General features: G+C 66.8%; 22 protein-coding genes. 10 read left to right on the top strand and 12 right to left on the bottom strand.

Annotation, left to right across the window (positions count from 1 at the left end):
• Window positions 1–45 precede the first annotated feature (45 nt).
• On the bottom strand, window positions 46–837 hold the full coding sequence (locus tag G4Z14_RS14380) for an inositol monophosphatase family protein (RefSeq protein WP_164626919.1): 792 nt from the start codon (window positions 835–837) through the stop codon (window positions 46–48).
• A gap of 99 nt (window positions 838–936) precedes the next feature.
• Window positions 937–1842, bottom strand: a complete 906-nt coding sequence (locus G4Z14_RS14375; protein ID WP_164626917.1) for a LysR family transcriptional regulator — start codon at window positions 1840–1842, stop codon at window positions 937–939.
• 91 nt (window positions 1843–1933) lie between these two features.
• Here G4Z14_RS14375 and metF point away from each other — a divergent pair, with 91 nt between their 5' ends.
• The 4 genes from metF (at window position 1934) to G4Z14_RS14355 (ending at window position 5723) form a co-directional block, all read left to right on the top strand.
• The gene (metF, locus tag G4Z14_RS14370) at window positions 1934–2800 is read left to right on the top strand and encodes a methylenetetrahydrofolate reductase [NAD(P)H] (protein WP_164626915.1); all 867 of its coding nucleotides are present in this window, start codon (window positions 1934–1936) and stop codon (window positions 2798–2800) included.
• Window positions 2801–3009: 209 nt separating this feature from the next.
• Complete coding sequence (gene aroQ, locus G4Z14_RS14365) at window positions 3010–3459, top strand: type II 3-dehydroquinate dehydratase (RefSeq protein ID WP_227751758.1); 450 nt, start codon at window positions 3010–3012, stop codon at window positions 3457–3459.
• Window positions 3460–3528: 69 nt separating this feature from the next.
• Window positions 3529–4656 carry an AMP-binding protein gene (locus G4Z14_RS14360; protein ID WP_164626911.1) on the top strand — a complete coding sequence of 376 codons (1128 nt, stop codon included), beginning with the start codon at window positions 3529–3531 and terminating at the stop codon, window positions 4654–4656.
• The gene (locus G4Z14_RS14355; protein WP_164626909.1) at window positions 4647–5723 is read left to right on the top strand and encodes a thiolase family protein; all 1077 of its coding nucleotides are present in this window, start codon (window positions 4647–4649) and stop codon (window positions 5721–5723) included. Before G4Z14_RS14360 ends, G4Z14_RS14355 begins: the two co-directional genes overlap by 10 nt.
• Here G4Z14_RS14355 and G4Z14_RS14350 read toward each other — a convergent pair.
• The 4 genes from G4Z14_RS14350 to G4Z14_RS14335 all read right to left on the bottom strand — a co-directional run bounded on the left by G4Z14_RS14350 (window position 5720) and on the right by G4Z14_RS14335 (window position 9042).
• Window positions 5720–6262 carry a biotin transporter BioY gene (locus G4Z14_RS14350; RefSeq protein WP_164626907.1) on the bottom strand — a complete coding sequence of 181 codons (543 nt, stop codon included), beginning with the start codon at window positions 6260–6262 and terminating at the stop codon, window positions 5720–5722. The two genes, G4Z14_RS14355 and G4Z14_RS14350, sit on opposite strands and share 4 nt — an antisense overlap.
• 29 nt (window positions 6263–6291) lie before the next feature.
• The gene (locus G4Z14_RS14345) at window positions 6292–6894 is read right to left on the bottom strand and encodes an energy-coupling factor transporter transmembrane component T (RefSeq protein ID WP_164626905.1); all 603 of its coding nucleotides are present in this window, start codon (window positions 6892–6894) and stop codon (window positions 6292–6294) included.
• A gap of 9 nt (window positions 6895–6903) precedes the next feature.
• A complete protein-coding gene (locus G4Z14_RS14340) occupies window positions 6904–7623 on the bottom strand; it encodes an energy-coupling factor ABC transporter ATP-binding protein (protein ID WP_164626903.1) in 720 nt (239 codons plus the stop codon).
• 141 nt (window positions 7624–7764) lie between these two features.
• Entirely contained in the window at window positions 7765–9042 is a 1278-nt protein-coding gene (locus tag G4Z14_RS14335; RefSeq protein ID WP_164626901.1) for a 4-aminobutyrate--2-oxoglutarate transaminase, read from the bottom strand.
• A gap of 231 nt (window positions 9043–9273) precedes the next feature.
• On the opposite strand from G4Z14_RS14335, the gene dprA reads away from it, so the two are divergent.
• Together dprA and topA are read left to right on the top strand one after the other, a co-directional pair.
• Window positions 9274–10410, top strand: coding sequence for a DNA-processing protein DprA (gene dprA / locus G4Z14_RS14330; protein ID WP_407703837.1), 1137 nt, complete (start codon window positions 9274–9276; stop codon window positions 10408–10410).
• Between the two features lie 141 nt (window positions 10411–10551).
• Window positions 10552–13164 carry a type I DNA topoisomerase gene (gene topA, locus G4Z14_RS14325; protein WP_164626897.1) on the top strand — a complete coding sequence of 871 codons (2613 nt, stop codon included), beginning with the start codon at window positions 10552–10554 and terminating at the stop codon, window positions 13162–13164.
• Window positions 13165–13215: 51 nt separating this feature from the next.
• Here topA and choV read toward each other — a convergent pair whose 3' ends face one another.
• The 3 genes from choV to choX all read right to left on the bottom strand — a co-directional run bounded on the left by choV (window position 13216) and on the right by choX (window position 16108).
• Window positions 13216–14244 (bottom strand): choline ABC transporter ATP-binding protein, encoded by a 1029-nt coding sequence (gene choV / locus G4Z14_RS14320; protein WP_164626895.1) that lies wholly within the window; start codon window positions 14242–14244, stop codon window positions 13216–13218.
• The gene (choW, locus tag G4Z14_RS14315; protein ID WP_164627083.1) at window positions 14241–15074 is read right to left on the bottom strand and encodes a choline ABC transporter permease subunit; all 834 of its coding nucleotides are present in this window, start codon (window positions 15072–15074) and stop codon (window positions 14241–14243) included. Before choW ends, choV begins: the two co-directional genes overlap by 4 nt.
• A 92-nt stretch (window positions 15075–15166) precedes the next feature.
• Window positions 15167–16108 carry a choline ABC transporter substrate-binding protein gene (gene choX / locus G4Z14_RS14310; RefSeq protein WP_164626893.1) on the bottom strand — a complete coding sequence of 314 codons (942 nt, stop codon included), beginning with the start codon at window positions 16106–16108 and terminating at the stop codon, window positions 15167–15169.
• A gap of 88 nt (window positions 16109–16196) precedes the next feature.
• Between choX and betI the strand changes: the two genes are divergently transcribed.
• The 4 genes from betI to G4Z14_RS14290 all read left to right on the top strand — a co-directional run bounded on the left by betI (window position 16197) and on the right by G4Z14_RS14290 (window position 20274).
• Complete coding sequence (gene betI / locus G4Z14_RS14305; protein ID WP_227751756.1) at window positions 16197–16781, top strand: transcriptional regulator BetI; 585 nt, start codon at window positions 16197–16199, stop codon at window positions 16779–16781.
• Window positions 16778–18232 carry a betaine-aldehyde dehydrogenase gene (gene betB / locus G4Z14_RS14300; protein WP_164626889.1) on the top strand — a complete coding sequence of 485 codons (1455 nt, stop codon included), beginning with the start codon at window positions 16778–16780 and terminating at the stop codon, window positions 18230–18232. The genes betI and betB overlap by 4 nt, the downstream gene beginning before the upstream one ends.
• Before the next feature lie 63 nt (window positions 18233–18295).
• The gene (gene betA / locus G4Z14_RS14295) at window positions 18296–19957 is read left to right on the top strand and encodes a choline dehydrogenase (protein ID WP_164626888.1); all 1662 of its coding nucleotides are present in this window, start codon (window positions 18296–18298) and stop codon (window positions 19955–19957) included.
• Between the two features lie 83 nt (window positions 19958–20040).
• A complete protein-coding gene (locus G4Z14_RS14290; protein WP_164626886.1) occupies window positions 20041–20274 on the top strand; it encodes a YdcH family protein in 234 nt (77 codons plus the stop codon).
• A gap of 61 nt (window positions 20275–20335) precedes the next feature.
• Here G4Z14_RS14290 and G4Z14_RS14285 read toward each other — a convergent pair whose 3' ends face one another.
• From G4Z14_RS14285 to G4Z14_RS14275, 3 genes are read right to left on the bottom strand one after another with little or no spacing between them, the layout of a single operon-like run.
• Window positions 20336–21733: a helix-turn-helix domain-containing protein gene (locus G4Z14_RS14285; protein WP_164626884.1), complete on the bottom strand. Its 1398-nt coding sequence runs from the start codon at window positions 21731–21733 to the stop codon at window positions 20336–20338.
• A 48-nt stretch (window positions 21734–21781) separates the two neighbouring features.
• Entirely contained in the window at window positions 21782–22999 is a 1218-nt protein-coding gene (locus G4Z14_RS14280) for a multidrug effflux MFS transporter (protein ID WP_164626882.1), read from the bottom strand.
• A gap of 32 nt (window positions 23000–23031) precedes the next feature.
• The gene (locus G4Z14_RS14275; RefSeq protein WP_321573057.1) at window positions 23032–23385 is read right to left on the bottom strand and encodes a DMT family protein; all 354 of its coding nucleotides are present in this window, start codon (window positions 23383–23385) and stop codon (window positions 23032–23034) included.
• Window positions 23386–23500 lie beyond the last annotated feature (115 nt).

Genomic DNA, 23500 nt, shown 5'->3' with positions numbered 1-23500 from the left:
CGGGCGGGCAAACGCTCCGCCTGCGGCAAGGGCATACAGGCAGGGTCAGGCGTTGCGGATGATCTTGGCGAAGCCTTCGAACAGCGGCTCATTGGCGCACAGGATCGCGCCCTTGCCCAGAATGTCGTCGCCCTCGCGCACCGGGCCGACCATGCCGCCGGCTTCCTTCACCAGCAAAAGCCCCGCCGCGATGTCCCAGGGCTGCAACTCGCGTTCCCAATAGCCATCGAAGCGACCGGCAGCCACGAAGGCCAGATCCAGCGAGGCTGCGCCCCAGCGCCGCACGCCGGCGCAGGCGGGCATCAGACGGGCCAGATCGGCCAGCATGGCCGGCAGCGTCTTTTTCGCGCCGAACGGCACGCCGGTGGCAAACACCGCATCGGCCATCGCCCGGCGGCCAGAGACGCGCAGGCGGCGGTTGTCGTTCAGCCAGGCGCCCGCGCCCTTTTCGGCCCAGAACATCTCGTCCTTGGCGGGGTCATAGACTACGGCGGAAACGATCTCGCCCTTGTGTTCCAGCGCGATGGAAATCGCCCAATGCGGCATGCCGTGCAGGAAGTTGGTGGTGCCGTCCAGGGGATCGACGATCCAGCGCCGGGTCGGGTCGGCGCCGGCCTCTTCGCCGGTTTCCTCGCCCAGCCAGCCATAGGTCGGCCGCGCGCCCATCAGCTCTTCCTTGATCAGCCGCTCGGCCTCGCGGTCGGCCTTCGAGACGAAATCGCCGGGGCCTTTCGAGGAAACCTGCAGGTTCTCCACCTCGCGGAAGTCCTTGACCAGCGACTTGCCAGCGCGCCGCGCGGCCTTGATCATCAGGTTGAGGTTGGCACTGCCCTGCATGGGAAAACTCCGGTCCGGTTCAAGGCGGTGGCCTTACACCGAAAGGGGGCGAAGGGAAAGGGGGCAGGCGGGCCCGGGTTGCAATCACGCCGCGGGATCTCAGCCGCGCTGGAATTTCAGCGGTTCCGACCGTCCGAGTTTCAGGAAATGCGCCATGTGGGGACGGGCGGCGTCTTCTTCGCGCAGGCAGGCATAAAGCCGGCGGGTGACATTGCCGGGGGCAAGGGGGCGCGTGACGTAATCGGCGTTCGCCCTGACCTCGCGGATCACCCAGTCGGGCAGCACCGCCACACCGCGGTTCGATCCGACCAGCATCAGGATCACGGCGGTCAGTTCGACATGGCGATGCGCGGCGGGCTCCACCCGGGCGGGCGTCAGAAGGTCGGTGAACACATCCAGCTTGTCGCGGCCGACGGGGTAGGTGATGAGCGTCTGGTCGCGCAGATCCTCGGCCGCAATCATCGCCTTGGCCGCCAGCGGGTTTTGTGCCGACGCGACGAAGGTGGGCGCATAGTCGAACAGCGGCTGGGCCACGACGCCGGGCAGCGGTTCGGGGTTCGACGAGATCACCAGATCCACCTCCTCGCGTGCCAGCGCCGGGAAGGGTTCGAAGGCAAGGCCGGCGCGGATGTCGACATCGACCTCGGGCCAGGCGTGGCGAAAGAGTTCCAGCACCGGGAAAAGCCAGTCGAAACAGGCGTGGCACTGGATGGCGATGTGCAGCCGGCCGGTCTTGCCCGAGCGCAGGGCGCGGAATTCCTCTTCCAGCGCAGCAATCTCGGGCAGGATGCGTTCGGCGGCGCGCAACATGCGCTGGCCTGCTGCCGACAGCCGCATCGGTTTCGAGCGGCGGACGAAAAGCTCCATCCCGGCCTGATCCTCCAGCCCCGCAACCTGATGCGACAGCGCCGACTGCGTCATGTTCAGCATCTCGGCCGCGCGGGCAAGGCCGCCCGCCTGATGGATGGCGCGCAGCGAGCGCAGGTGGCGCAACTCGATGTACATGCGGCAAACCTCATAATGATCGTGAATATTATGAATTGGCGTCACATTGGGCGATCTGGCAAAAAGGGGCAAGTGAAAAGGAGCAAGACCCATGGCCCAACCCCGCATCTCGTTCGAGTTCTTCCCGCCGCAGTCGCTGGATGCCTCGTTCAAACTGTTCGAGACGGTGCAGGCTCTGGCTCCGATGTCGCCCGAATTTGTCAGCGTGACCTATGGTGCCGGTGGCACGACGCGGAAGCTGACGCATGACGCGGTGGGCACCATTCACCGCAATTACGGGCTGAATGTCGCGGCGCACCTGACCTGCGTCGAGGCGTCGAAATCCGAGACGCTGGAGATCGCCGAGGCCTATCATGCGGCAGGCGTGCGCCAGATCGTGGCGCTGCGCGGCGATGCGCCGAACGGGGCGGACCGCTTTGCCCCGCACAGGGACGGCTTTGCCCATTCGGCCGACCTGGTGGAAGCGCTGGCCAGGACCGGAAAGTTCGAGATCGCAGTCGGCGCCTATCCCGAGCCGCATCCGGACGCGGCCGACCCGACGGCTGATGTGCGCTGGCTGAAGCGCAAGGTGGATGCGGGGGCCAACAAGGCCATCACCCAGTTCTTCTTTGACGCCGACACGTTCTTCCGCTTCCGCGATGACTGTGTGGCCGCCGGCATCCACGCGCCGATCATTCCGGGCATCCTGCCGATCCAGAGCTGGGCCGGCGCCAAGCGCTTTGCCGCGCGCTGCGGCACCAAGGTTCCTGCCAAGCTGGACGAGGCCTTCACCACGGCGGCGCGCGACGGGCGCGAGGAGCTTCTGGCGCTGGCGCAATGCACGGCGCTGTGCGACCGGCTGATCGAGGGCGGGGTGGAGGATCTGCACTTCTACACCCTGAACCGCCCGAACCTGACGCGCGAAGTGGTGCGCGCCTTGGGCATCACGCCGCAGGTTCAACTGGAAAAGGTCGCCTGAGGAACATCCTCGCTGCGCCGGCTGGTCTCCCTGCCGGGCGGTTCCCCCCAAGGTATGCGACCTCTCTTGCGCCCCCCGCTGGTTCGGGGGGCGTTTTTTTACCCGATCTTTCGCGCCCGCCTCCTCGGGCGCGCGCGGCGCTTCTCGTCGGGGCGGCGGGGCTTTGCGGGCGCGGCAAGATCGGCTAGGCTTCGCGCGAGTTGCAAAGGATGCTGCCCGTGGCAAAGCCGATCTTCGTTCTGAACGGTCCGAACCTGAACCTGCTGGGCCTGCGCCAGCCCGAGATCTACGGCAAGGAAACCCTGGCCGATGTCGAGGCGGCGCTGGGCCGGCTGGCGGCGGAGCTGGGTCTGGCGGTGGACTGCCGGCAGTCGAACCACGAGGGGCAGCTGGTGGACTGGATCCATGAGGCGCGGGCCGCGGCTGCGGGCATCCTCATCAACCCCGGCGCCTACAGCCATACCTCGGTGGCCATTCTGGATGCGCTGAATGCCTTTGATGGCGCGGTGCTGGAGGTCCACATCTCGAACATCCACAAGCGCGAGGCGTTCCGGCATCATTCCTTTGTCTCGGGGCGGGCCGAGGGGGTGATCGCGGGGTTTGGCACCGAGGGCTATCTGCTGGCGCTGCGGCGGATGGCCAGCCTGCTGCGGACCTGACGCGGGATCGTCGCGGCGATGTGCGCCTCCGGCGGGGATATTTCGGCCAGTCTGAAAGGCGGATTCCGGGTGCATCCGGCTGCGCGGCTGTTCGATGCCGGCGGGGAGGCGTCCTTGGCGCCGGGGGGCGGTGGGCTGCTGGCCGAGCGGCCTTCGGCGGTTGCCCTGGACGGGGCCTTCGGCGGGCCGTTCCGCATTGGCGGAGTGGGGGGGCTGGCGACCGGGGCGGAGGAGTTCGAGACGCTGACATCGGGGTCTTCGGGCCAGCCGCGGCGGATCGTGCGGAGCTTTGCCTCGTGGCAGGCGTCGTTCGCGGTGAATGCGGGGCTGTTCGGCATCGGGCCGGGGGTGCGGGTGGCGGTGCTGGGTCGGCTCACGCATTCGCTGGCGCTTTATGGCGCGGTCGAAGCGGTGTCGCTGGGGGCGGAGCTGCATCTTCTGGACGATCTGCGCCCGGACCGGCAGCGGCGGGCCTTGGGCGAGCGGGCGGTGACGGTGCTTTATGCGACGCCGGCGCAGTTGCGGCTGCTGATCGAGGCCGGCGGGCCGCAGCTGCCGCTGGCGCGCGTGCTGGTGGGCGGCTCAAAGCTGGACCGGGCCCTGCGCGCCGGGCTGGCCGCGATGGCGCCGGATGCACAGGTGCAGGAGTTCTACGGCGCGGCGGAGGCAAGTTTCATCACGCTCTCGGGGCCGGATTGCCCGGAGGATTCGGTCGGGCGGCCCTATCCGGGGGTGGAGATCGTCGTCGAGGCGGGCGAGATCTGGGTGCGCAGCCCCTATCTGTTCCGAGGCTATGCCGGCGAGGATCCCGGCTCGGCGCGGTGGCGCGCGGGCTGGCTTTCGGTGGGCGAGATGGGCCGGATGGAGGGCGGGTTCCTGTACCTGTCCGGCCGGGCCGGGCGGATGGTGACGGTGGCCGACCAGAACGTCTTTCCCGAAGAAATCGAAGGCTTTCTCATGGGCTTGCCGGGAGTGGAGCGGGCGGCGGTGCTGCCGCGCCCCGACGCGCTGCGCGGGGTGCATCTGGTGGCGGTGATCGCGGGGACGGCGGGCGATGCAGACTTGCTCGCTGCCTGTCGGGCGGCCCTGGGGCCGCTCAAGGCACCCAAGGCGGTGTTCCGACTGGCAGAGTGGCCGATGCTGGCCTCGGGCAAGACCGATCTGGCGGCAATCGAAAGGGCATTCGGATGGCGGTGATCCTTGCGGCCCGGCGCACGGCGGTCGCGCCGCGGGGCGGGGCCTTTGCGCGGCTCAGGATCGAGGATCTGGGGGCGGCAGTGCTGCGGGCCGTGCTGGCCGATGCGGGCCTTGCCGCCGAGGCGGTCGACGAGGTGATCGTCGCCAATGCGCTGGGCGCGGGGGGCAATCCGGCGCGGCGCGTCGCCTTGGCGGCGGGGCTGCCCGAGCGGGTGGCCGGGCTGACCATCGACCGGCAATGCGCCGGCGGGCTGGATGCCATCCTGCTCGCCCGGGCGCTGGTGGACAGTGGCGCGGCCGAGGTGGTGGTGGCGGGGGGCGTGGAGAGCTATTCGCTGCGGCCGCTGCGGGCGATGCCGGGCGCCGATGGCCAGCCCGTGCCCTACGACCAGGCGCCCTTCACGCCCTGGCCCGCGCGGGACCCCGAGATGGGGGCTGCCGCGGCGGCCCTGGCCGACAGGCTGGGGATCGCGGGCGCGGCGCAGGTGGACTGGGCGGTGCAGAGCCATGCCCGCGCGCGGGCCGTGGCGGACTGGCCCGAGATCGTGGCTTTGTCCGGGGTGACGCGCGACGCGTTCACGCGGGAGCTGACGCCGGCGGTGGCCGGGCGGGCCAGGGTCGTGGCGGGGTCGGTCACGGCGGCGACGGCGGCGGTGGCGGCGGATGCGGCGGCCCTGGTCGTCGTGGTGTCGGACCGGACCGCGGCGGGACGGGGTTTGCGCCTCCTTGGCGGTCTGACGCTGGGCGGCGACCCCGAGGAGCCGGGCCTCGTGCCGGTGGCGGCCATTGCCGCCGCATTGGGTGGGCTGGGTCTGCGGCCCGCCGATCTGGCGATGGCCGAGGTGATGGAGGCCTATGCCGTGCAGGCCATGGCCTGCGTGGCGGGCGGGGGGCTTGACCCCGCCATCGTGAACATCGGCGGCGGGGCCCTGGCGCGCGGGCATCCGATCGGGGCCTCGGGCGCGATTCTGGCGGTGCGGCTGTTCCATGGCCTGCGCGCGGGCAAGGGCCTTGCGGCCATTGCGGCGGCGGGGGGCCTTGGAACAGCCCTTGTCGTGGCGCGTTAGCCGCGCGACAGCAGGGCGGCCGGACGGGCCTTGGCGACGGCGGCGGTAATGGCGGCGGTCAGCACGGCCTTGACCAGATCGCCCGGGATGAACGACAGCGAGATCACCAGCGCCTCGTTCAGGGTCTTGCCGAGGCCCCAGGCCATGCCGGGGATGCCAAAGGCGTACAGCACGCCCATGCCGCCGATGACCGAGGCGAAGAAGGCCGAGACGGGGATCGAGGCGGGCAGGCGGCTCATCATCCAGCCGGTGACGAAGGCGGCAAAGGGGAAGCCCACGATGAAGCCCACCTTGCCGGTGGCCAGCAAGCCCACGCCACCGACGCCACCCGCCCAGATCGGCAGACCAAGAAGCAGGACCAGCACGAAAAGCCCGGCGGCAAGTCCGCCCAGCCGCGCGCCAAGGATGGTGCCGCAGAGCATGACGCCCATGGATTGGGCGGTGATGCCAATGCCCGGCACGATTTCAAAGCGGGGAATCAGGCCAAGCGCCGCGATCATGGCAGCAAAAAGCGCGATGTGGGTCAGGTTGCGTTCCATAGGTCTCTCCTGTTTCTGCGCGGCGCACCCTATAGGGCGCCGCCGCGGGCGCGCAAGGCTTCTGCCACATGGTCTGCGTCGTCAAGCGCCGAGACGAGAAGCGGCGCCACGAGCCGCGCGCGGGGCCGGCGCGGCGAGCGGGCCGACCAGGCGGTGGAAAGCTGCGCCGCACGGTCGGCCATGACGGGGATGAAGCGGATCATCAGCGCAATCGCAAGGCTGAGCGGTTTCGCGGGCAGAAGCTTCGCCAGCGGGCTGAGCGCCCAAAGCACCAGCGCCTGCAGATCGGCAAGCCGCGTCGTCATCGTCATCAGGTTGGCTGCCCCCACGGCAGCAGCCATGCGGGCAAGGATCACCGCACCCTGCAGTGGCGTCGCGGTGACGGCGTGCCAGACGATCAGCAGCACCACAAAGGGCCAGAGCGGCCGGAAGAGCCGCGCCCAGGGGGAAAGGATGCCCCAGCCTCCGGCGGTGATTGCCGCCGCGGCCAGAAGCGCAAGCGCAAAGGCCAGCGCGGGCCAACCGGGTGCAGGCAGGAACAGCGCGAAGGTCAGGCCGGCCAGCGCCGCGAGCTTTGGCCCGGCACGCCAGCCATGGGCCGGGGTCTGGATCGGCGAGGTCAGGCTGAGCATGGCGGACGATCAGGGCTCATCTGCGGCCCCCATATCTTCGGCCCCCAGCCTGGCCATTTCGGCGCTGAAGGCGGGCAAGACCTGATCCGGCGGGCCAAAGCCTTGCACGCGGCCCTGGTCCAGCCACAGCACCTCGTCACAGCCGATCAGGTCGTCGGGGCGGTGCGCGATGGTGATGAGCCGCTGCGGCAGGGCGTCGAGATGCCGGCGCAGCCGGATTTCGGTCGGCAGGTCCAGCGCGGCAAAGGGCTCGTCCAGAAGCAGCGTCTCGGGCTGCATCAGCAGGATCGCCTGCAGGCACAGCCATTGCTTCTGCCCGTGGCTGAGGGTCCAGACGGCGGCCTTGGCCCAGTCGGCCCGGCCATGGGCGGCCAAGGCGTCACGGGCGCGGGCAAGGGCGGCGTGCTGCGGGTGGCCCATCTGGGTCAGCCCGAAGGCCAGCTCTTCTTCGACGGTTGGAAACAGGATCTGGTGGTCGGGGTTCTGAAACAGGATGCCGATCTTTGCCAGCGCCGCCTTGCGGTCGGTGAACGGGTCGGTTGCGCCAATCCGCAAGCGGCCCGAACTGGGCGCCACGAGCCCCGCGATCAGCCGCAGCAGCGTGGTCTTGCCCGACCCGTTGCGCCCGATCAGGCCGACGCGCCGGCCGCTCAGCGTGACCGTCAGCCCCTGCAAGAGCGTCTTGCCCGGCACGGCGTAGCTGAGGTCGGAAAGGCAGATCGGCTCCATGTCTTGCGGCTTAAGCCATGGCGGGCAGGAAGGGCAAGGGGCAGGGCAGTCCTGTACGGCCTTGCGCCGGGCATTGGCTGGAGCCGGCGGAATGGAAAAGGCCCCCGGAATACCGGAGGCCTTGTGCCGTAATCCCAGCAATCAGCCTTGGCGCGCGGCGGCGACCGAGGCTTCCAGAATGTCCATCGCCTCGGCGAAATGGGCGTCCGGGATGGTGATCGGGGCAAGGAAGCGCACCACGTTGCCATAGACGCCGCAGGTCAAGAGGATCAGGCCGCGCTTTTGCGCCTCGTTCTTGACGCGGTTGGTGAAGCCGGCATCGGGTTCCTTGTTCGACGGGTTGGCGAATTCCACCGCGACCATAAAGCCCGGGCCGCGGATGTCGCTGATTTCCGGCGTAGTGGCGCGGATCGATTCCAGCTTCTGCTTCAGACGCGAGCCAAGCTCATTGGCGCGGGCGCAGAGCTTTTCCTCTTCGATCACGTCCATGACCGCATGGGCCGCCGCAATCCCGATCGGGTTGCCGCCATAGGTGCCGCCAAGACCGCCGGGATTGGCCGCGTCCATCAAGCTGGCCTTGCCGGTCAGCGCCGCCAGCGGCAGGCCGCCAGCCAGACCCTTGGCCATGGTGGTGATGTCGGCGGCGACGCCGTATTGCTCCATCGCAAAAAGCGTGCCGGTGCGGGCAAAGCCGGTCTGCACCTCATCGGCGATCATCACGATGCCATGCTCGTCACAAAGCGCGCGGATGGCCTTCACCAGATCCTTCGGCGCCGGATAGAAGCCACCCTCGCCCTGCACGGGTTCAAAGATGATCGCGGCAACGCGGCCGGGGTCGATGTCGGCCTTGAAGAGCTTGGTCAGCCCGGCCATCGCCTCGGCGGTGGTGATGCCGTGGACTTCCTGCGGGAAGGGGACGTGGAACACATCGGGCATCATCGCGCCAAAGCCCTTCTTGTAGGGCTCGACCTTGCCGGTCAGGGTCATGCCCATGAAGGTGCGGCCGTGGAAGGCGCCGCCAAAGGCGATGATGGCCGAGCGGCCGGTGGCGATGCGGGCGACCTTGATGGCGTTTTCGACGGCTTCCGCGCCAGTGGTCACGAAGACGGTCTTTTTCGGGAAATCGCCCGGCACGGCGGCGTTCAGACGCTCGGCCAGACGGATGTAATGCTCATAGGGCAGCACCTGATGGCAGGTGTGGGTGAATTTCGCCATCTGCTTGGCCACCGCATCCATCACCTTGGGGTGGCAATGGCCGGTGTTGACCACGGCGATGCCGGCGGCGAAGTCGATGTAGCGGTTGCCCTCGATGTCCCAGACTTCCGAGTTCAGCGCGCGGTCGACGTAGATCTGGGTCTGCATGCCCACGCCACGGGAAATCGCCTCGTCACGGCGCTTGGCTACATCTGCGTTTTTCATGGTCAGCATCCTTCTTGCGCCGGGATGGCGCGGCTTTGGTTCGCTTGGCAATTGATCAAATCTGGCACGGGTTTCAATGGGCAGTGGCATGTTTTCGATAAGTCCAGTTTGGAAAACATAAGGCCAGAGAAAACGGCAGTTTGCCGGCCTGCTGCGATTCACCTTGCGTTAACTAATGCCGGGCAGAGTGGCGGCAAGAGGTTCGGGGGTTTCATGGCCGGGGCGGCACAGATGGCGGCACCAATGGCGGCAGGCGGCGCGGCGGAACGCGATGATCCGCTGGACTGGCTGCGGCTGATCCGCTCGCGCCGGGTGGGGGCGGTGACCTTTCACCGGCTGGTGGCGGAACACGGTTCGGCCCGCGCGGCCCTGGCGGCCTTGCCCGAGATTGCCCGCGCGGCAGGGGTGGAAGACTATGCAGTCTGTCCGGTCGAGGTGGCGCAGGCCGAACTGCGCAGCGGCCGCGCCTTTGGCGCGCAGCTCCTGCTGTGGGGCGGGCCGGACTATCCGGCCGCGCTGATGGACCTGCCCGACGCGCCACCTGTCCTGTGGGCACGGGGCCAGACGGCACTCTTGGCGCGGCCGATGGTGGCGATGGTGGGCGCGCGCAATGCCTCGTCCCTGGGCCTGCGCATGGCACGGCGGCTGGCCGAAGGGCTGGGGCAGGGCGGGCAGGTGGTGGTGTCGGGCCTTGCCCGCGGCATCGACACCGCGGCGCACGAGGCGGCGCTGGCCAGCGGCACGGTGGCGGTGATGGCGGGGGGCGTGGATGTGACCTACCCCGAGGAAAACGCCGACCTGGCCCGGTCGATTGCCGCCACGGGCTGCCTTGTGTCGGAGCAACCGATGGGCTGCGTGCCGCAGACCCGGCACTTTCCGCTGCGCAACCGCATCATCTCGGGGCTTTCCCGGGCGGTGGTGGTGGTTGAGGCCGCCGCGCGCTCGGGCAGTCTCATCACTGCGCGCGACGCGGCCGATCAGGGGCGCGAGGTGATGGCGGTGCCGGGCCATCCGTTCGATGCCCGCGCGGCCGGCTGCAACATGCTGTTGCGCGACGGGGCGACGCTGGTGCGCCATGCCGGCGACGTGGCCGAGGCGCTGGGGCTCTCGGCGCCGAACCTGCCCGAGACGGCGCAGCCGGAGACCGGGATTCTGCCCGGCCCCACGGCGCCGCGCCGTCCCTTGGGCGATATTGCCGCGGTGCATGGGCAAATCCTTGCCCGGCTTGGCCCCAGCCCGCTGGCCGAGGATCAGTTGATCCGCGATCTCGCCCTGCCGCCTTCGGTGCTGACGCCGGCGCTGGTATCGCTGGAACTTGAGGGCCGCATCACCCGCGCGCCGGGGGGGCTTTTGTCGCGGGCGGACTGAGGTCGATGCCCCTGGGGCCAGTGGCGCAAGGCCGGGTATTTGCAAAGGCGCAAGTTGCCGCGCCGTTCGCAGGTTGACAAGGCTCACCCTTGGCCCCCATGGTGCGGCCCCGTCCGAAAAGCTTGTCGAAAGTTCATTCCCATGCCCGTCGTCGTCGTCGAATCCCCCGCCAAGGCCAAGACGATCAACAAATATCTTGGCCCCGATTTCACGGTTCTGGCCAGCTATGGCCATGTCCGCGACCTACCGGCCAAGGACGGCTCGGTGAACCCCGAGGACGGGTTTGCGATGTCGTGGGAGGTGGCGACCGACAGCAAGAAGCACGTCCGCGCCATCGCCGAGGCGCTGAAGACCGACGACACGCTGATCCTGGCCACCGACCCCGACCGCGAGGGCGAGGCGATTTCCTGGCACCTGCAAGAGGCGCTGGCCTCATCCCTGAAGAAGGGCAAGAAGGTAGCCCGCGTCACCTTCAACGCCATCACCAAGGATGCGGTGACCAAAGCGATGAAGGAGCCGCGCGAGATCGACCGGCCCTTGGTCGAGGCCTATCTTGCCCGCCGCGCGCTGGATTATCTCGTCGGCTTCACCCTGTCGCCGGTCCTCTGGCGCAAGCTGCCGGGGGCGAAATCGGCGGGGCGGGTGCAGTCGGTCTGCCTGCGCCTGATCGTCGAGCGCGAGATGGAGATCGAGGCCTTCCGCGCCCGGGAATTCTGGACTGTGGGGGCGACGTTCAAGACGCCGAGGGGGCAGGAATTCGACGCCCGTCTCACCACGCTTGGCGGCAAGAAACTGGACAAATTCGATCTGCCGACTGCGACTTCGGCAGAAATGGCGGTGCAGGCTGTCACTTCTCGAACATTTGCGGTGCAAAGCGTCGAGGCCAAGCCGGCCAGTCGCAACCCCTATGCGCCCTTCATGACCTCGACCCTGCAACAAGAGGCCAGCCGCAAATTCGGCTTTGGCGCCAAGGCGACGATGAACGCGGCGCAGCGGCTTTATGAGGCCGGCCACATCACCTATATGCGGACCGACGGCATCGACATGGCGCCCGAAGCGGTGGCCGCCGCGCGGGCCGAGATCGGCAAGCGGTTCGGCGCGGCTTATGTTCCCGACAGCCCGCGCATCTACAAGAACAAGGCCAAGAACGCGCAGGAAGCCCACGAATGCATCCGCCCGACCGAGATGTCGGCCGACCCCGAAAGCCTGCGGCTGACCGATGCCGACCAGCGCAAGCTTTACGATCTGATCTGGAAGCGCACGATCGCCAGCCAGATGGCAGCGGCGCGGATGGAGCGGACGACGGTCGACATCGTCAGCCCCGATGCCCAGGTCGGCTTCCGCGCCACCGGTCAGGTGGTGCAGTTCGACGGCTTCCTCAAGGTCTATGACGAGGGCCGCGACGACGAGGAGGAAGACGACGCCCGCCTGCCGCAACTCGCCAGCGGCGAGGCGCTGGACAAGCGCAAGGTGACGCCCGACCAGCATTTCACCCAGGCGCCGCCGCGTTATACCGAGGCGACGCTGGTGAAGCGGATGGAGGAGCTTGGCATCGGGCGGCCCTCGACCTATGCCTCGGTGCTGACCACCATCGTTGACCGCGAATATGTGAAAAAGGACAAGAACCGCCTGATCCCCGAGGACAAGGGGCGACTGGTGACGGCCTTCCTTGCCAATTTCTTCCACAAATATGTGGAATATGACTTCACCGCCGATCTGGAGACCGAGCTTGACGATGTCTCGGCCGGCGAGCGGGATTACAAGGACGTTCTGGCCCGGTTCTGGCGCGATTTTTCCGCAGCCGTTGCGGAAACCGCTGATCTGCGCATTGGCGAAGTGCTGGAAAAGATTGACGACTTTCTGGCGCCGCATCTTTACCCGCTGCGCGCCGATGGTTCGGACCCGCGGGTCTGCCCGACCTGCGGCTCGGGCCGGCTGCATCTGAAGACCGCGCGTTCGGGCGGCGCCTTCATCGGCTGCGGCAATTACCCCGAATGCCGCTACACCCGCCCGATTTCCACCGGTGACGAGGCCGCGGCGGCGGTGGATGGCAAGGTGCTGGGGCAGGACGCCGCTGGCAATGACATCAGCCTGCGCGCCGGGCGCTTCGGCCCCTATGTCCAGCGCGGCGAGGCCACCGAGGCGCAGCCGAAGCCCGACCGCGCCAGCCTGCCCAAGGGCTGGGACGCGGGCAGCCTGACGCTGGAGCGGGCGCTGGAGCTTCTCAGCCTGCCGCGCATCCTTGGTCCGCACCCCGCGGATGGCGAGACCATCGAGGCGGCGATCGGCCGCTTCGGGCCCTACGTCAAGCATGGCAAGACCTATGCCAACCTGCCCGATGTCGAAGAGGTTTTCACCATCGGCATGAACCGCGCCGTCGAGGTTCTGGCGCAAAAGCTGGCCCGGGGTCCGGGCCGTGGAGCTGCGGCAGAGCCCTTGCGGGTGCTGGGCGATCATCCCGATGGCGGCCCGGTGCAGGTGATGCCGGGCAAGTTCGGGCCCTACGTCAAATGGGAAAAGGTCAACGCGACGCTGCCCAAGGACATCACGCCCGAGGCGGTGACGATGGAACAGGCCTTGGCGCTGATTGCCGAAAAGGCCGGCAAGTCGGGGGGCAAGACGAAGGCCGCCCCGAAGAAGGCGGCCGCCAAGACGGCGGCCGAGAAGAAGGCCCCGGCCAAGACGGCAACCAAGACGGCCGCCAAATCGGCGGCGAAAAAGCCTGCAACGAAGAAGGTGGCGGCCAAGGCCTGAGCGGCCAAGGGCCGTCTCGGGGCAGGGCGCTTGCACGCCCCGCTCGCGCCCTCAGGCCGCGCCGCGCGGGTTCAGCAGTTTCGACAGCACATCGGTCGCCTGAACCCGGCCGATGGCCTGGCCGTTCTCGGTCACGGTCACATCCGACGCCCCGCCCTGCAGCATCTGCATCAGCGCCTTGACCGGGGTTTCGGCATCCACCGCCAGCCCGTTGCCGCCCGCCCCCGTGACCATCACATCGCGCGCGGTCAAGACACCCAGCGGGTTCATATGGGCGACAAATTCGGCGACGTAATCGCTGACCGGATTGGCGATGATCTCGCGCGCGGTGCCGACCTGCACCAGACGCCCGCCCTCCATCAGGGCAATGCGGTTGCCGATCTTGAAGGCCTCATCAAGGTCATGGCTGACGAAAACGATGGTGCGCTTCAGGCGCTTTTGCAGGTCCAGAAGCTCGTCCTGCAACTTGGCGCGGATCAGCGGGTCAAGCGCCGAGAACGGCTCGTCCATCAGAAGGATCGGCGCTTCGGTGGCAAAGGCGCGGGCCAGCCCGACGCGCTGCTGCATGCCGCCGGACAATTCGCCCACCTTGCGCTCGGCCCATTGCGTCAGGTTCACCAGCGCCAACTGCTGGTCCACCTTCTCGCGCCGCTGCGCCGGGGTCTGGCCGGCAAGCTCCAGCCCGAGACCGACATTCTCGCGCACGGTGCGCCAGGGCAGAAGGCCGAACTGCTGGAACACCATGGCGATGGTCGACAGCCGGAGGCCGCGTAGCGTTTCGGGATTGGCATGCGTGACCGACACCATCTCGCCGCCGGCGCGCACCCGTACCTCGCCGCGCACCACCGGGTTCAAGGCATTCACCCCGCGCAGGAGCGTCGACTTGCCCGAGCCGGAAAGCCCCATAAGAACAAGGATTTCGCCCTCGCCCACAGTCAGCGAGCAATCATGCACGCCAAGGATCTGGCCGGTCTTTTCCTGAATCTCGCCCCGGCTCAGCCCCTGATCCATCAAGGGCAGGGCGGCGGCAGGGTTGTCGCCGAAGACGATGGAGACCTTGTCAAACTCGACAGCATTCATTTGGTGTTCACCCTCAGCGAGCGGTCCAGAAGGATGGCCACAACGACGATGATGAAGCCAGATTCAAAGCCAAGCGCGGTGTTCACCGAGTTCAGCGCCCGGATCACCGGCACGCCAAGGCCATTGGCACCGACCAGCGCCGCGATCACCACCATCGACAAGGACAGCATGATGGTCTGGTTCAGCCCGGCCATGATCTGCGGCAGGGCATAGGGCAATTCCACCTTCCACAGCCGCTGCTTCGGTGTCGCGCCAAAGGCGGTGGCCGCCTCCAGAAGCGCAGTCGGGGTCGAGGACACGCCAAGATAGGTCAGGCGGATCGGGGCGGGCAGCACGAAGATCACGGTCGCAATCAGGCCCGGCACCATGCCGAGGCCAAAGAACACGATGGCCGGGATCAGGTAGACGAAGGTCGGCAGGGTCTGCATCAGGTCGAGAACCGGCACCATCGCGGCGTAAAGCCGGGGGCGGTGGGCGGCGGCGATGCCGATCGGCACGCCGACCCCCATGCACACCACGCAGGCCGACAGGATCAGCGTCAGGCTTTCGGTCGTCTCCTCCCAATAGCCCTGGTTCAGGATGAACAGGAACCCCAGAAACACCCCGAGGCAGACCTTCCACGAGCGCTGCAGATACCAGGCCAGCGCCATGAAAATCGCCACGATCACCAGTGGATGCGGCGTCTGCAAGAGCCACAGGATCGCTTCGATCAGGCTTTCCATCACCAGCGCAATGGCGTCAAACAGGCCGCCCAGATTGTCGCTCATCCAGTCGTTGATGGTCTTTGCCACCTTCCCGACCGGGATCTTGTTATCGGTCAGCCACTCCAAAGGCGTTCCTCCCCCGTTCATCTGTTCTCAAATATCCCACGGGGGTCCGGGGGTGTGAAACCCCCGGAGGCCGTCCGCAGGCGCGCGGCCGGTTATTGCAGCGCAGCGGTCACCGCCGCCTTGGCATCGCTGCCGTCCTTGGCCGTCACGCCGTCCAGCCAGGCTTCCCAGGTGCCGGGGTTGGCAGCGAGCCAGGCCTTGGCGGCCTCGCGCGGGTCGGCGCCGTCATTCAGGATCGCGCCCATGATCTCGTTCTCCATCTGCAGCGAGAACACGAGGTTCTGCAAGAGCTTGCCCTGGTTCGGGCATTCCGCCGCATAGCCCTTGCGGGTGTTGGTGTCCACCACCGCGCCGCCGAAGTTCGGCCCGAAGATGTCATCGCCGCCCGACAGATAGGTCATCTTGAAGTTGGCGTTCATCGGGTGGGGTTCCCAGCCGAGGAAGACGATGGGCGTGCCGGCGTCGGATTTGTTCTTCACTTCGGCCAGCATGCCGGCTTCCGAGCTTTCCACCACTTCAAAGCCATCCAGACCGAAGGGGCCGCCGGCGATCATGTCGATGATCAGGCGGTTGCCGTCATTGCCCGGCTCGATGCCGTAGATCTTGCCTTCCAGCGCGTCCTTGTGGTCCTTGATGTTGCCGAAATCGCTGATCCCCAGCGCGGCGCCCGCCTCGTTGGTGGCCAGCGTGTATTTCGCGCCTTCAAGGTTGGTGCGGATCACTTCGACAGTGCCGGCGTCGCGGTAAGGCGCAATGTCGGCCTCCATCGTGGGCATCCAGTTGCCAAGGAACACGTCGATATCGCCTTCGGCAAGGCCGGTATAGGTCACCGGAACCGACAGCACCTTGGTTTCGGTCTCATAGCCCAAGGCCTCGGCGACAAGGCTGGTCGCGGCGGTGGTGGCGGTGATGTCGGTCCAGCCCACATCCGAGAAGACGATCTTGTCGCAGCCTTCGGCAAAGGCCGAACCCGCAAGGGCGAAGGTGACGGCGGTGCCCAGCAGGGCGGTGCGGAGGTTCAGTCGGGGGGTCATCAGGAGGCTCCCTGTTTTTGTTGATTGACGAGTCAATAAACTTCACGCTTTATCGGTTTGGCAAGCAGAATCTTGGAGCCAGACCGAAATGCCCAAAGTTGGGATGGAGCCTATCCGAAAGGCGGCCCTCGTCAAAGCTACGATCGTCGAGATCGGGCGGGCGGGGTCTTTGGACGTGACGGTCAGCCAGATCGCCAAACGGGCCGGCATGTCGAGCGCGCTGGCGCATCATTACTTCGGCTCGAAAGAAGAAATTTTCCTTGCGGCAATGCGACATATCCTGTCGCTCTACGGTGCCGAGGTGCGCGGCGCGCTGCATCTGGCGCAAGGCCCGGAGGCGCGGCTGAAGGCCATTCTGTCGGCCAGTTTCAGCGCCGCGAACTTCCGGCGCGAGGCGGTCGGGGCCTGGCTGAACTTCTGGGTCCTGTCGCAGACCGTGCCCGAAGCCAAGCGGCTTCTGGCGGTCTATCAGCGCCGGTTGCGGTCGAATCTCCTCGCCGCGCTGCGCCCGCTCGCCGGCGAAAGGGCCGATTCTGTGGCCGAGGGTCTGGGGGCGCTGATCGACGGGCTTTACCTGCGAGAGGTGCTGAAATCGGGCGCGCCCGACGGCGCGGCGGCGGTGGCCACCGCGATGAACTATCTCAATTCGCAACTTGAAGGCAGTGACGCATGAAGGCGCAACCCAAGGCCAGCCATTTCGTCGATGGCGCCTATCTGGAGGACAAGGCCGGCGCGGCCATCGAGGTGATCTACCCGGCCACCGGCGAGGTGATCGCCGTCGTGCATGAGGCGACGCCTGCCGTGGTGGAAGCCGCCCTTGCCAGCGCCACCCGCGCGCAAGGGGCTTGGGCCGCGCTGCGCCCGGTGGAGCGCGCCCGCATCCTGCGCCGCGCCGCCGACCTGATCCGCGAGCGCAACCCCGACCTCGCGCGGCTGGAGACGCTGGATACCGGCAAGCCGGTGCAGGAAACGCTGGTCGCCGACTGGCCCTCGGGCGCCGATGCGCTGGAATATTTCGCCGGGCTGGCCCCGACGATCACCGGCGAAACCATCCCGCTGGGTCGCGATTTCGTCTACACCATCCGCGAGGCGCTGGGCGTCTGCGTCGGCATCGGCGCGTGGAACTATCCCAGCCAGATCGCCTGCTGGAAATCGGCGCCGGCGCTGGCCCTCGGCAATGCCATGGTGTTCAAGCCCTCGGAAGTCACCCCCTTGGGCGCGCTGCAACTGGCTGAAATCTATATCGAGGCCGGCCTGCCGCCGGGTCTGTTCAATGTCGTGCAGGGCCGCGGCGCCGTGGGCGGCGCCCTGGTGACCGATCCGCGTGTCGCCAAGGTCTCGCTCACCGGCTCGGTGCCGACCGGGCAAAAGGTTTACGCCGCCGCCGCCGCGGGCGTGCGGCATGTGACGATGGAACTTGGCGGCAAGTCGCCCCTGGTGGTGTTCGACGATGCCTCGGTCGAGGATGCCGTCGGCGCCGCGATGCTGGGCAATTTCTATTCCGCCGGGCAGGTCTGCTCGAACGGCACGCGGGTCTTCGTGCAGAAGGGCATCAAGGCCAGGTTCCTGAAATCGCTCGCGGCGCGGACGGCGAAGATCACGCTCGGCGACCCGCTGGACGAGGCGACGCAGATGGGGCCGCTCGTCTCGGCCGCGCAACTCGACAAGGTGCTGGGCTATATCGAAACCGCCAAGGCCGAAGGCGCAACGCTGGTCTGCGGCGGCGAGCGGGCGGCGCTGAACAGCGGGTTTTACGTCCAGCCCACGGTCTTTGCCGATGTCACCGACGCCATGACGCTGGCGCGCGAGGAAGTTTTCGGCCCGGTGATGGCGGTTCTCGACTTCGATACCGAGGACGAGGCGATTGCCCGCGCCAATGCCACCGAATTTGGCCTCGCGGCGGGGGTGTTCACCGCCGACATGGCGCGGGCGCACCGGGTGGTGGGCCAGTTGCAGGCCGGCACCACCTGGATCAACGCCTATAACCTCACCCCGGTCGAGGCGCCCTTCGGCGGCGCGAAATCGTCGGGCGTGGGGCGCGAGAATGGGCACGCGGCGGTGGAACACTACAGCCAGATCAAGAGCGTCTACGTCGGCATGGGGCCGGTGGACGCGCCTTACTGAAACGCCGCGCCGAACCGGCCGCAGCACAAGATCAAGGGGCCGCCCGGCGGGCGGGAGGGGAAGATGCAGGCAGATTATGTGATCATCGGGTCGGGCTCGGCGGGGGCAACCATGGCCTACCGGCTGTCGGAGGCGGGCAAGCGCGTGGTGGTGATCGAGCAGGGCGGCAGCGATGCCGGGCCGTTCATCCAGATGCCGGCGGCGCTCAGCTATCCGATGAACATGGGGATCTACGACTGGGGCTTCCAGTCGGAGCCCGAGCCGCATCTGGGCGGTCGGCGTCTGGCCACGCCGCGCGGCAAGGTGATCGGCGGGTCCTCCTCTATCAACGGCATGGTCTATGTCCGCGGCCATGCCAAGGACTTCGACACCTGGGAGGAGATGGGCGCGCAGGGCTGGTCCTATGCCGATGTGCTGCCCTATTTCCAGCGCATGGAAACCTGGCATGGCGGCGGCGATGCCAATGGGGCCGACGCCAGCTATCGCGGCACCAGCGGGCCCCTGCACATCAGCCGCGGGCCGCGCCACAACCCCTTGTTCGACGCCTTCATCGCGGCGGGCAAAGAGGCCGGCTATCCGACCACCGCCGACTATAACGGCGCGCAGCAGGAAGGCTTTGGCGCCATGGAGGCGACCATCTACAAGGGCCGCCGTTGGTCTGCGGCCAATGCCTATCTGCGCCCGGCGCTGAAGACCGGCCGGGTGGAGCTGGTGCGCGCCTTCGCCAAGCGCGTGGTGATCGAGAACGGCCGCGCCGTCGGGGTGGAAATCCGCCGCGGCGGGCAGGATGAGGTGATCCGCGCCAGCGCCGAGGTGATTGTCGCCGCCTCTTCGATCAACAGCCCGAAGATCCTGATGCTGTCGGGGATCGGCGATGCTGCACATCTGTCCGAACATGGGATTCCGGTGGTGGCCCACCGCCCCGGTGTCGGGCAAAACCTGCAGGATCACCTTGAAATCTATATGCAATTTGCAGCGGCCCAGCCGGTGACGCTGTATAAATACTGGAACCTCTGGGGCAAGGCGATTATCGGGGCGCAGTGGCTGTTCACCAAGACTGGCCTTGGCGCGAGCAATCAGTTCGAGGCCTGCGCCTTCATCCGCACCCGCGAGGGCATCGAATATCCCGATATCGAATACCACTTCCTGCCGATTGCCGTGCGCTATGACGGCAAGGCGGCGGCGGGCGGGCATGGCTTTCAGGTCCATGTCGGGCCGATGCGGTCAAAGTCGCGCGGCGCGGTCAGCTTGCGCTCGGCCAATCCGATGGACGCGCCGAAGATCCTGTTCAACTACATGTCGCACCCCGACGACTGGGACGAATTCCGCCGCTGCATCCGCCTCACGCGCGAGGTTTTCGACCAGCCGGCGATGAAGCCCTTCGTGAAATCCGAAATCCAGCCCGGTCTGGCGCTGCAATCGGATGCCGAACTGGATGCCTTCCTGAAAGAGCATGTCGAATCGGCCTATCACCCCTGCGGCACCTGCCGGATGGGCCGGGCCGATGATCCGATGGCGGTGGTCGATCCGGAATGCCGGGTGATCGGGGTGGAAGGTCTGCGCGTCGCCGACAGCTCGATCTTCCCGCAGGTGACGAACGGCAACCTCAACGGCCCGTCGATCATGACCGGCGAGAAGGCGGCCGATCATATCCTTGGCCGCCGGTTGCCGAAATCGAACCTGCAACCGGTGATGGCGGAGAATTGGCAGACCCGGCAGCGCTGAAAAGGCAGGTGTTTTGATCCGTGTCAAAGTCAGCTTTTGCGCTCCTGATAAAGTCGGGGGCGACAAGACAGAAGGAGACACGCATGTCGCATACGCCCCACGCCCTCGCTGAGGAATTTCCGGAAAAGTCCCAGAAGATCAGCGCCTTGAAAGAGGCCGACGCCCATTTCGCCAAGCTGGTGGCGGAATATGACGCGGTGAATGACAAGGTACACCGGGCCGAAAGCCGGCTTGACCTGCTGTCCGAGGAGGCCGAGGAGCATCTGCGCAAGCAGCGCAGCCATCTGAAGGACCATATCTGGCAGCATCTGAAGTGACCAGGTGACGGAACGGGAAAAGGGGGCCTTCGCGGCCCCCTTTTTCAATCGGCCGATCTCTTCAATCGGCGATGTCGTAGGGCAACAGGCCCCGCGTGTCGGGATCAACCCGCAACCGGCGCTCCAGCGGCGGGACCGAGCGTTGGTGGCAGTCCTTGCGCTCGCAGATCCGGCAGGAAATGCCGATCGGCTCGAACCGGCCCTTCAGGTCCAGCCCGTCGGAATAGACAAGGCTGGCGGCATGGGTGATCTCGCAACCAAGGCTGATGGCATAGCGCCGCACCGGAGCAAGGAAGGCCCCGCCCGGCTTTGACACATCGCGCGACAGGCAAAGATAGCGCACCCCGTCCGGGGTTTCGGCCAGTTGCCGCAGGAAATGCCCCGGCGTCTCGAACGCGCGGTGGGCGTTCCACAGGGGGCAGGCGCCGCCGAAGCGGGCGAATTGCAGCCGCGTCGCCGAATGGCGCTTCGTGATGGTGCCGGCCTGATCGACGCGGACAAAGAAGAACGGAATGCCCTTGGCGCCGGGCCGTTGCAGGGTGGAGAGCCGGTGCGCCACCTGTTCGATCGAGGCGCCGAAGATGTCGGCGAGGCGCTCCAGATCGTGCCGGGTCTTTTGCGCGGCGTCGAGAAAGGCGCGGTAGGGCATCAGCGCGGCGCCGGCAAAATAGTTGGCCAGCCCGATCTTGGCGATGTCGCGCGCCTCGGGCGTGGTGAACCGGGCGAGGTCGAGCGTGGCTTCCAGCAGCTCGTTCTGGGTTTGCAGCGCGACCTGATAGAGCATCTGAAAGCGCTGGGTCGGGGCGGCGGCGCGGGCCGAAAGCTCCAGCCGCCGGGCCGAGCCGTCGAAGTGGCGCAAGGGGCCATTGTCGGAAAACTGCACATCGACACCGCGCTTTCGCAGCGCTTCGGCCGCGGTAATAAGCACGTCTTTTCCGGCACCTGCGGCGGTTATGAAATGTTCGGCGGCCCGGTCGATGGCATCGACGTAATTGTCGCAATAGTGAAAGAAGTCGCGAACCTCTTCCCAAGGGCTTGCGCGCAATCCGGCGTCATCTCGGCCCAAAGCCTCATCGAGTGAGGCCAGCCGCTCATGGCTTTGCCGGTAGGCGCGGTGCAGGTCGAGAAAGGCACGGGCAAGCGCCGGGGCGTTGGAGGCAGCCAGCCGCAGGTCGGCCAAAGGCGGGGCGGATTTGGCAAAGACCGGATCGGCCAAGGCCTCACGCATGTCGCTCACCAGTCGCTCGCCCTCACCGACCGTTAGCTCGGTCACGTCCAGCCCGAACTCCTGCGCCAAGGCCAGCACCACGGCGGCCGAGACCGGGCGGTGGTTGTTCTCCATCTGGTTCAGATAGGGCAGCGACACCCCGAGCTTGTCGGCAAAAATGCGCTGGGTCAGGCCAAGGCGTGCCCGCAACTCGCGCAGTTTCGCGCCTGCATACAGTTTCTGTGTCGCCATGGCCGGCCCCCTTTGCAAAGCCAGCATGGGCTTTGCAAACCTGCGCCGTCAAGTGCCGGAAAGCCCCAGTTTGCGCGCGCGCGCCATGACCAGAAGAATGGCCAGCACCGAGCCGACCGAGCTTGCCAGCATTAACAGGACCAAGGGCAACTCGCTGGACCCCGGGCCGAGGAGATGCCCGGCCAGCGCCGCCAGCCCCGCGCCGCCGCCGATCATGATCGCCCCGCCAAGACCCGAGGCGGTGCCGGCAAGCTCGGGCCGCACCGACAGGATACCCGCATTGGCATTCGGCAGGCAGAGCCCGTTGCCAATGCCCATCGGCACGGTCAGCGCGAAGAACACGATCGGCCCGGACAGGCCCGCAACCGTGGCCAGCACCAGCAGCAAAAGCCCGCCCGTCGTGGTCAGCGTGCCCAGAAGCACCATCCGGTTCATGCCGACGCGCACCGAGTAGCGCCCGGCAAGGAAGTTGCCGATCAGATAACCGATTGCCGTCAGCGAAAAAAGCAGCCCGATTTCCTTGGACGACAGCCGGAACACCTCGGTTCCGACATAGGGCGCACCGCCGAGATAGGCGAAAAAGCAGCCCGAGGAAAACGCTGCCGCCATGCAATACCCCCAGAACCGGCGCGAGGCCAGAAGTCCGGGGTATTGCCGCAGCTGGTCGGCAAAGCGGGTGTCCTTCGGGGCTGCGGTCTCGCCCAGATCGGCCCAGACAAGGGCGGTGACGGCAAGCCCGGTCAGCAAGAGCAGCGTGAAATTCGCCTGCCAGCCAAAGGCCTCGTCCAGAAAGCCGCCGATCGCCGGGCCGATCATCGGCACAAGGCTCATCCCCATGGTGACATAACCGATCATCGAGGCGGCTTCGGCATCGGCCACCATGTCGCGCACGATGGCGCGGCTCAGCACCATGCCGGCGGCGACCACGGCCTGCGCCATGCGGAAGAACAGGAAGGTTTCGGCATTGGGGGCCAGCAGCGTGCCGAGGGTGGCGATCAGGAACAGCACCAGCGCGCCCAGCACCACCTTGCGCCGCCCGTAACGGTCGGAAATCGGGCCGATCACGATCTGCAAGGCCGCCGACAGCGCCAGATACAGCGCGACCGACAGCTGCATCAGCGAATAGGGCACCTCGAACCACTTCGCCATGCCGGGCAGCGAGGGCAGGAAGATGTTCATCGTCAGCGCCGACAGCCCCGCCAGAAGAACCAGGGTAACGACTTTTGGCGGTGTGCTGCGATTCAGGAAAAGGGATTTTTCGCGCATCCCACAGGGCTACGCCTGTGGCCGGGGGGAGTCTAGGCCCATTTGTGGAAGATGAAGAACGCCCCCGCAGCGATGAAGCCAAAGCCGACGAAATGGTTCCATGTCAGCGGCTCTTTCAGGTAAAGCACCGAAAACACGGCGAAAACAGAAAGCGTGATGACCTCTTGAATGGTCTTGAGTTCAGCGGCCGAATAGTGGCCGTGGCCGATCCGGTTGGCGGGCACCATCAGGATGTATTCAAAGAAGGCGATGCCCCAGGAGATCAGGATCACGGTCACGATCCCCGAGGTCTTGAACTTCAGATGGCCATACCAGGCGAAGGTCATGAAGATGTTGGAGGCCATGAGAAGGCCGATGGTGAGAAAGGGAATTGGCAGGGACATGATGGCTCCGGTTGGCGGCCGGTGCAGCATAGGGCGAAGGCGCGGGAAGGGAAAGATTTTGCAGATTTGCAATTCGCAAAACGCTATCTTCCAAAGTTATGCAAATTTACGGGATTCC

It is taken from the genome of Tabrizicola oligotrophica (assembly GCF_011008935.1).
GTDB classification, from domain to species: Bacteria; Pseudomonadota; Alphaproteobacteria; order Rhodobacterales; family Rhodobacteraceae; genus Tabrizicola_A; species Tabrizicola_A oligotrophica.
The sequence above is the reverse complement of the archived record's forward strand: the minus strand, read 5'-3'. Positions and strand labels throughout refer to the sequence as shown.

What these genes read in the sequence shown, in the direction of transcription:
- G4Z14_RS14380 (WP_164626919.1), bottom strand. Translation starts at nt 837, where the DNA reads ATGCAGGGCAGTGCCAACCTCAACCTGATGATCAAGGCCGCGCGGCGC.
- G4Z14_RS14375 (WP_164626917.1), bottom strand. Translation starts at nt 1,842, where the DNA reads ATGTACATCGAGTTGCGCCACCTGCGCTCGCTGCGCGCCATCCATCAG.
- metF (WP_164626915.1), top strand. Translation starts at nt 1,934, where the DNA reads ATGGCCCAACCCCGCATCTCGTTCGAGTTCTTCCCGCCGCAGTCGCTG.
- aroQ (WP_227751758.1), top strand. Translation starts at nt 3,010, where the DNA reads ATGCTGCCCGTGGCAAAGCCGATCTTCGTTCTGAACGGTCCGAACCTG.
- G4Z14_RS14355 (WP_164626909.1), top strand. Translation starts at nt 4,647, where the DNA reads ATGGCGGTGATCCTTGCGGCCCGGCGCACGGCGGTCGCGCCGCGGGGC.
- G4Z14_RS14350 (WP_164626907.1), bottom strand. Translation starts at nt 6,262, where the DNA reads ATGGAACGCAACCTGACCCACATCGCGCTTTTTGCTGCCATGATCGCG.
- G4Z14_RS14345 (WP_164626905.1), bottom strand. Translation starts at nt 6,894, where the DNA reads ATGCTCAGCCTGACCTCGCCGATCCAGACCCCGGCCCATGGCTGGCGT.
- G4Z14_RS14340 (WP_164626903.1), bottom strand. Translation starts at nt 7,623, where the DNA reads ATGGAGCCGATCTGCCTTTCCGACCTCAGCTACGCCGTGCCGGGCAAG.
- G4Z14_RS14335 (WP_164626901.1), bottom strand. Translation starts at nt 9,042, where the DNA reads ATGAAAAACGCAGATGTAGCCAAGCGCCGTGACGAGGCGATTTCCCGT.
- dprA (WP_407703837.1), top strand. Translation starts at nt 9,274, where the DNA reads ATGGCGGCACCAATGGCGGCAGGCGGCGCGGCGGAACGCGATGATCCG.
- topA (WP_164626897.1), top strand. Translation starts at nt 10,552, where the DNA reads ATGCCCGTCGTCGTCGTCGAATCCCCCGCCAAGGCCAAGACGATCAAC.
- choV (WP_164626895.1), bottom strand. Translation starts at nt 14,244, where the DNA reads ATGAATGCTGTCGAGTTTGACAAGGTCTCCATCGTCTTCGGCGACAAC.
- choX (WP_164626893.1), bottom strand. Translation starts at nt 16,108, where the DNA reads ATGACCCCCCGACTGAACCTCCGCACCGCCCTGCTGGGCACCGCCGTC.
- betI (WP_227751756.1), top strand. Translation starts at nt 16,197, where the DNA reads ATGCCCAAAGTTGGGATGGAGCCTATCCGAAAGGCGGCCCTCGTCAAA.
- betB (WP_164626889.1), top strand. Translation starts at nt 16,778, where the DNA reads ATGAAGGCGCAACCCAAGGCCAGCCATTTCGTCGATGGCGCCTATCTG.
- betA (WP_164626888.1), top strand. Translation starts at nt 18,296, where the DNA reads ATGCAGGCAGATTATGTGATCATCGGGTCGGGCTCGGCGGGGGCAACC.
- G4Z14_RS14290 (WP_164626886.1), top strand. Translation starts at nt 20,041, where the DNA reads ATGTCGCATACGCCCCACGCCCTCGCTGAGGAATTTCCGGAAAAGTCC.
- G4Z14_RS14285 (WP_164626884.1), bottom strand. Translation starts at nt 21,733, where the DNA reads ATGGCGACACAGAAACTGTATGCAGGCGCGAAACTGCGCGAGTTGCGG.
- G4Z14_RS14280 (WP_164626882.1), bottom strand. Translation starts at nt 22,999, where the DNA reads ATGCGCGAAAAATCCCTTTTCCTGAATCGCAGCACACCGCCAAAAGTC.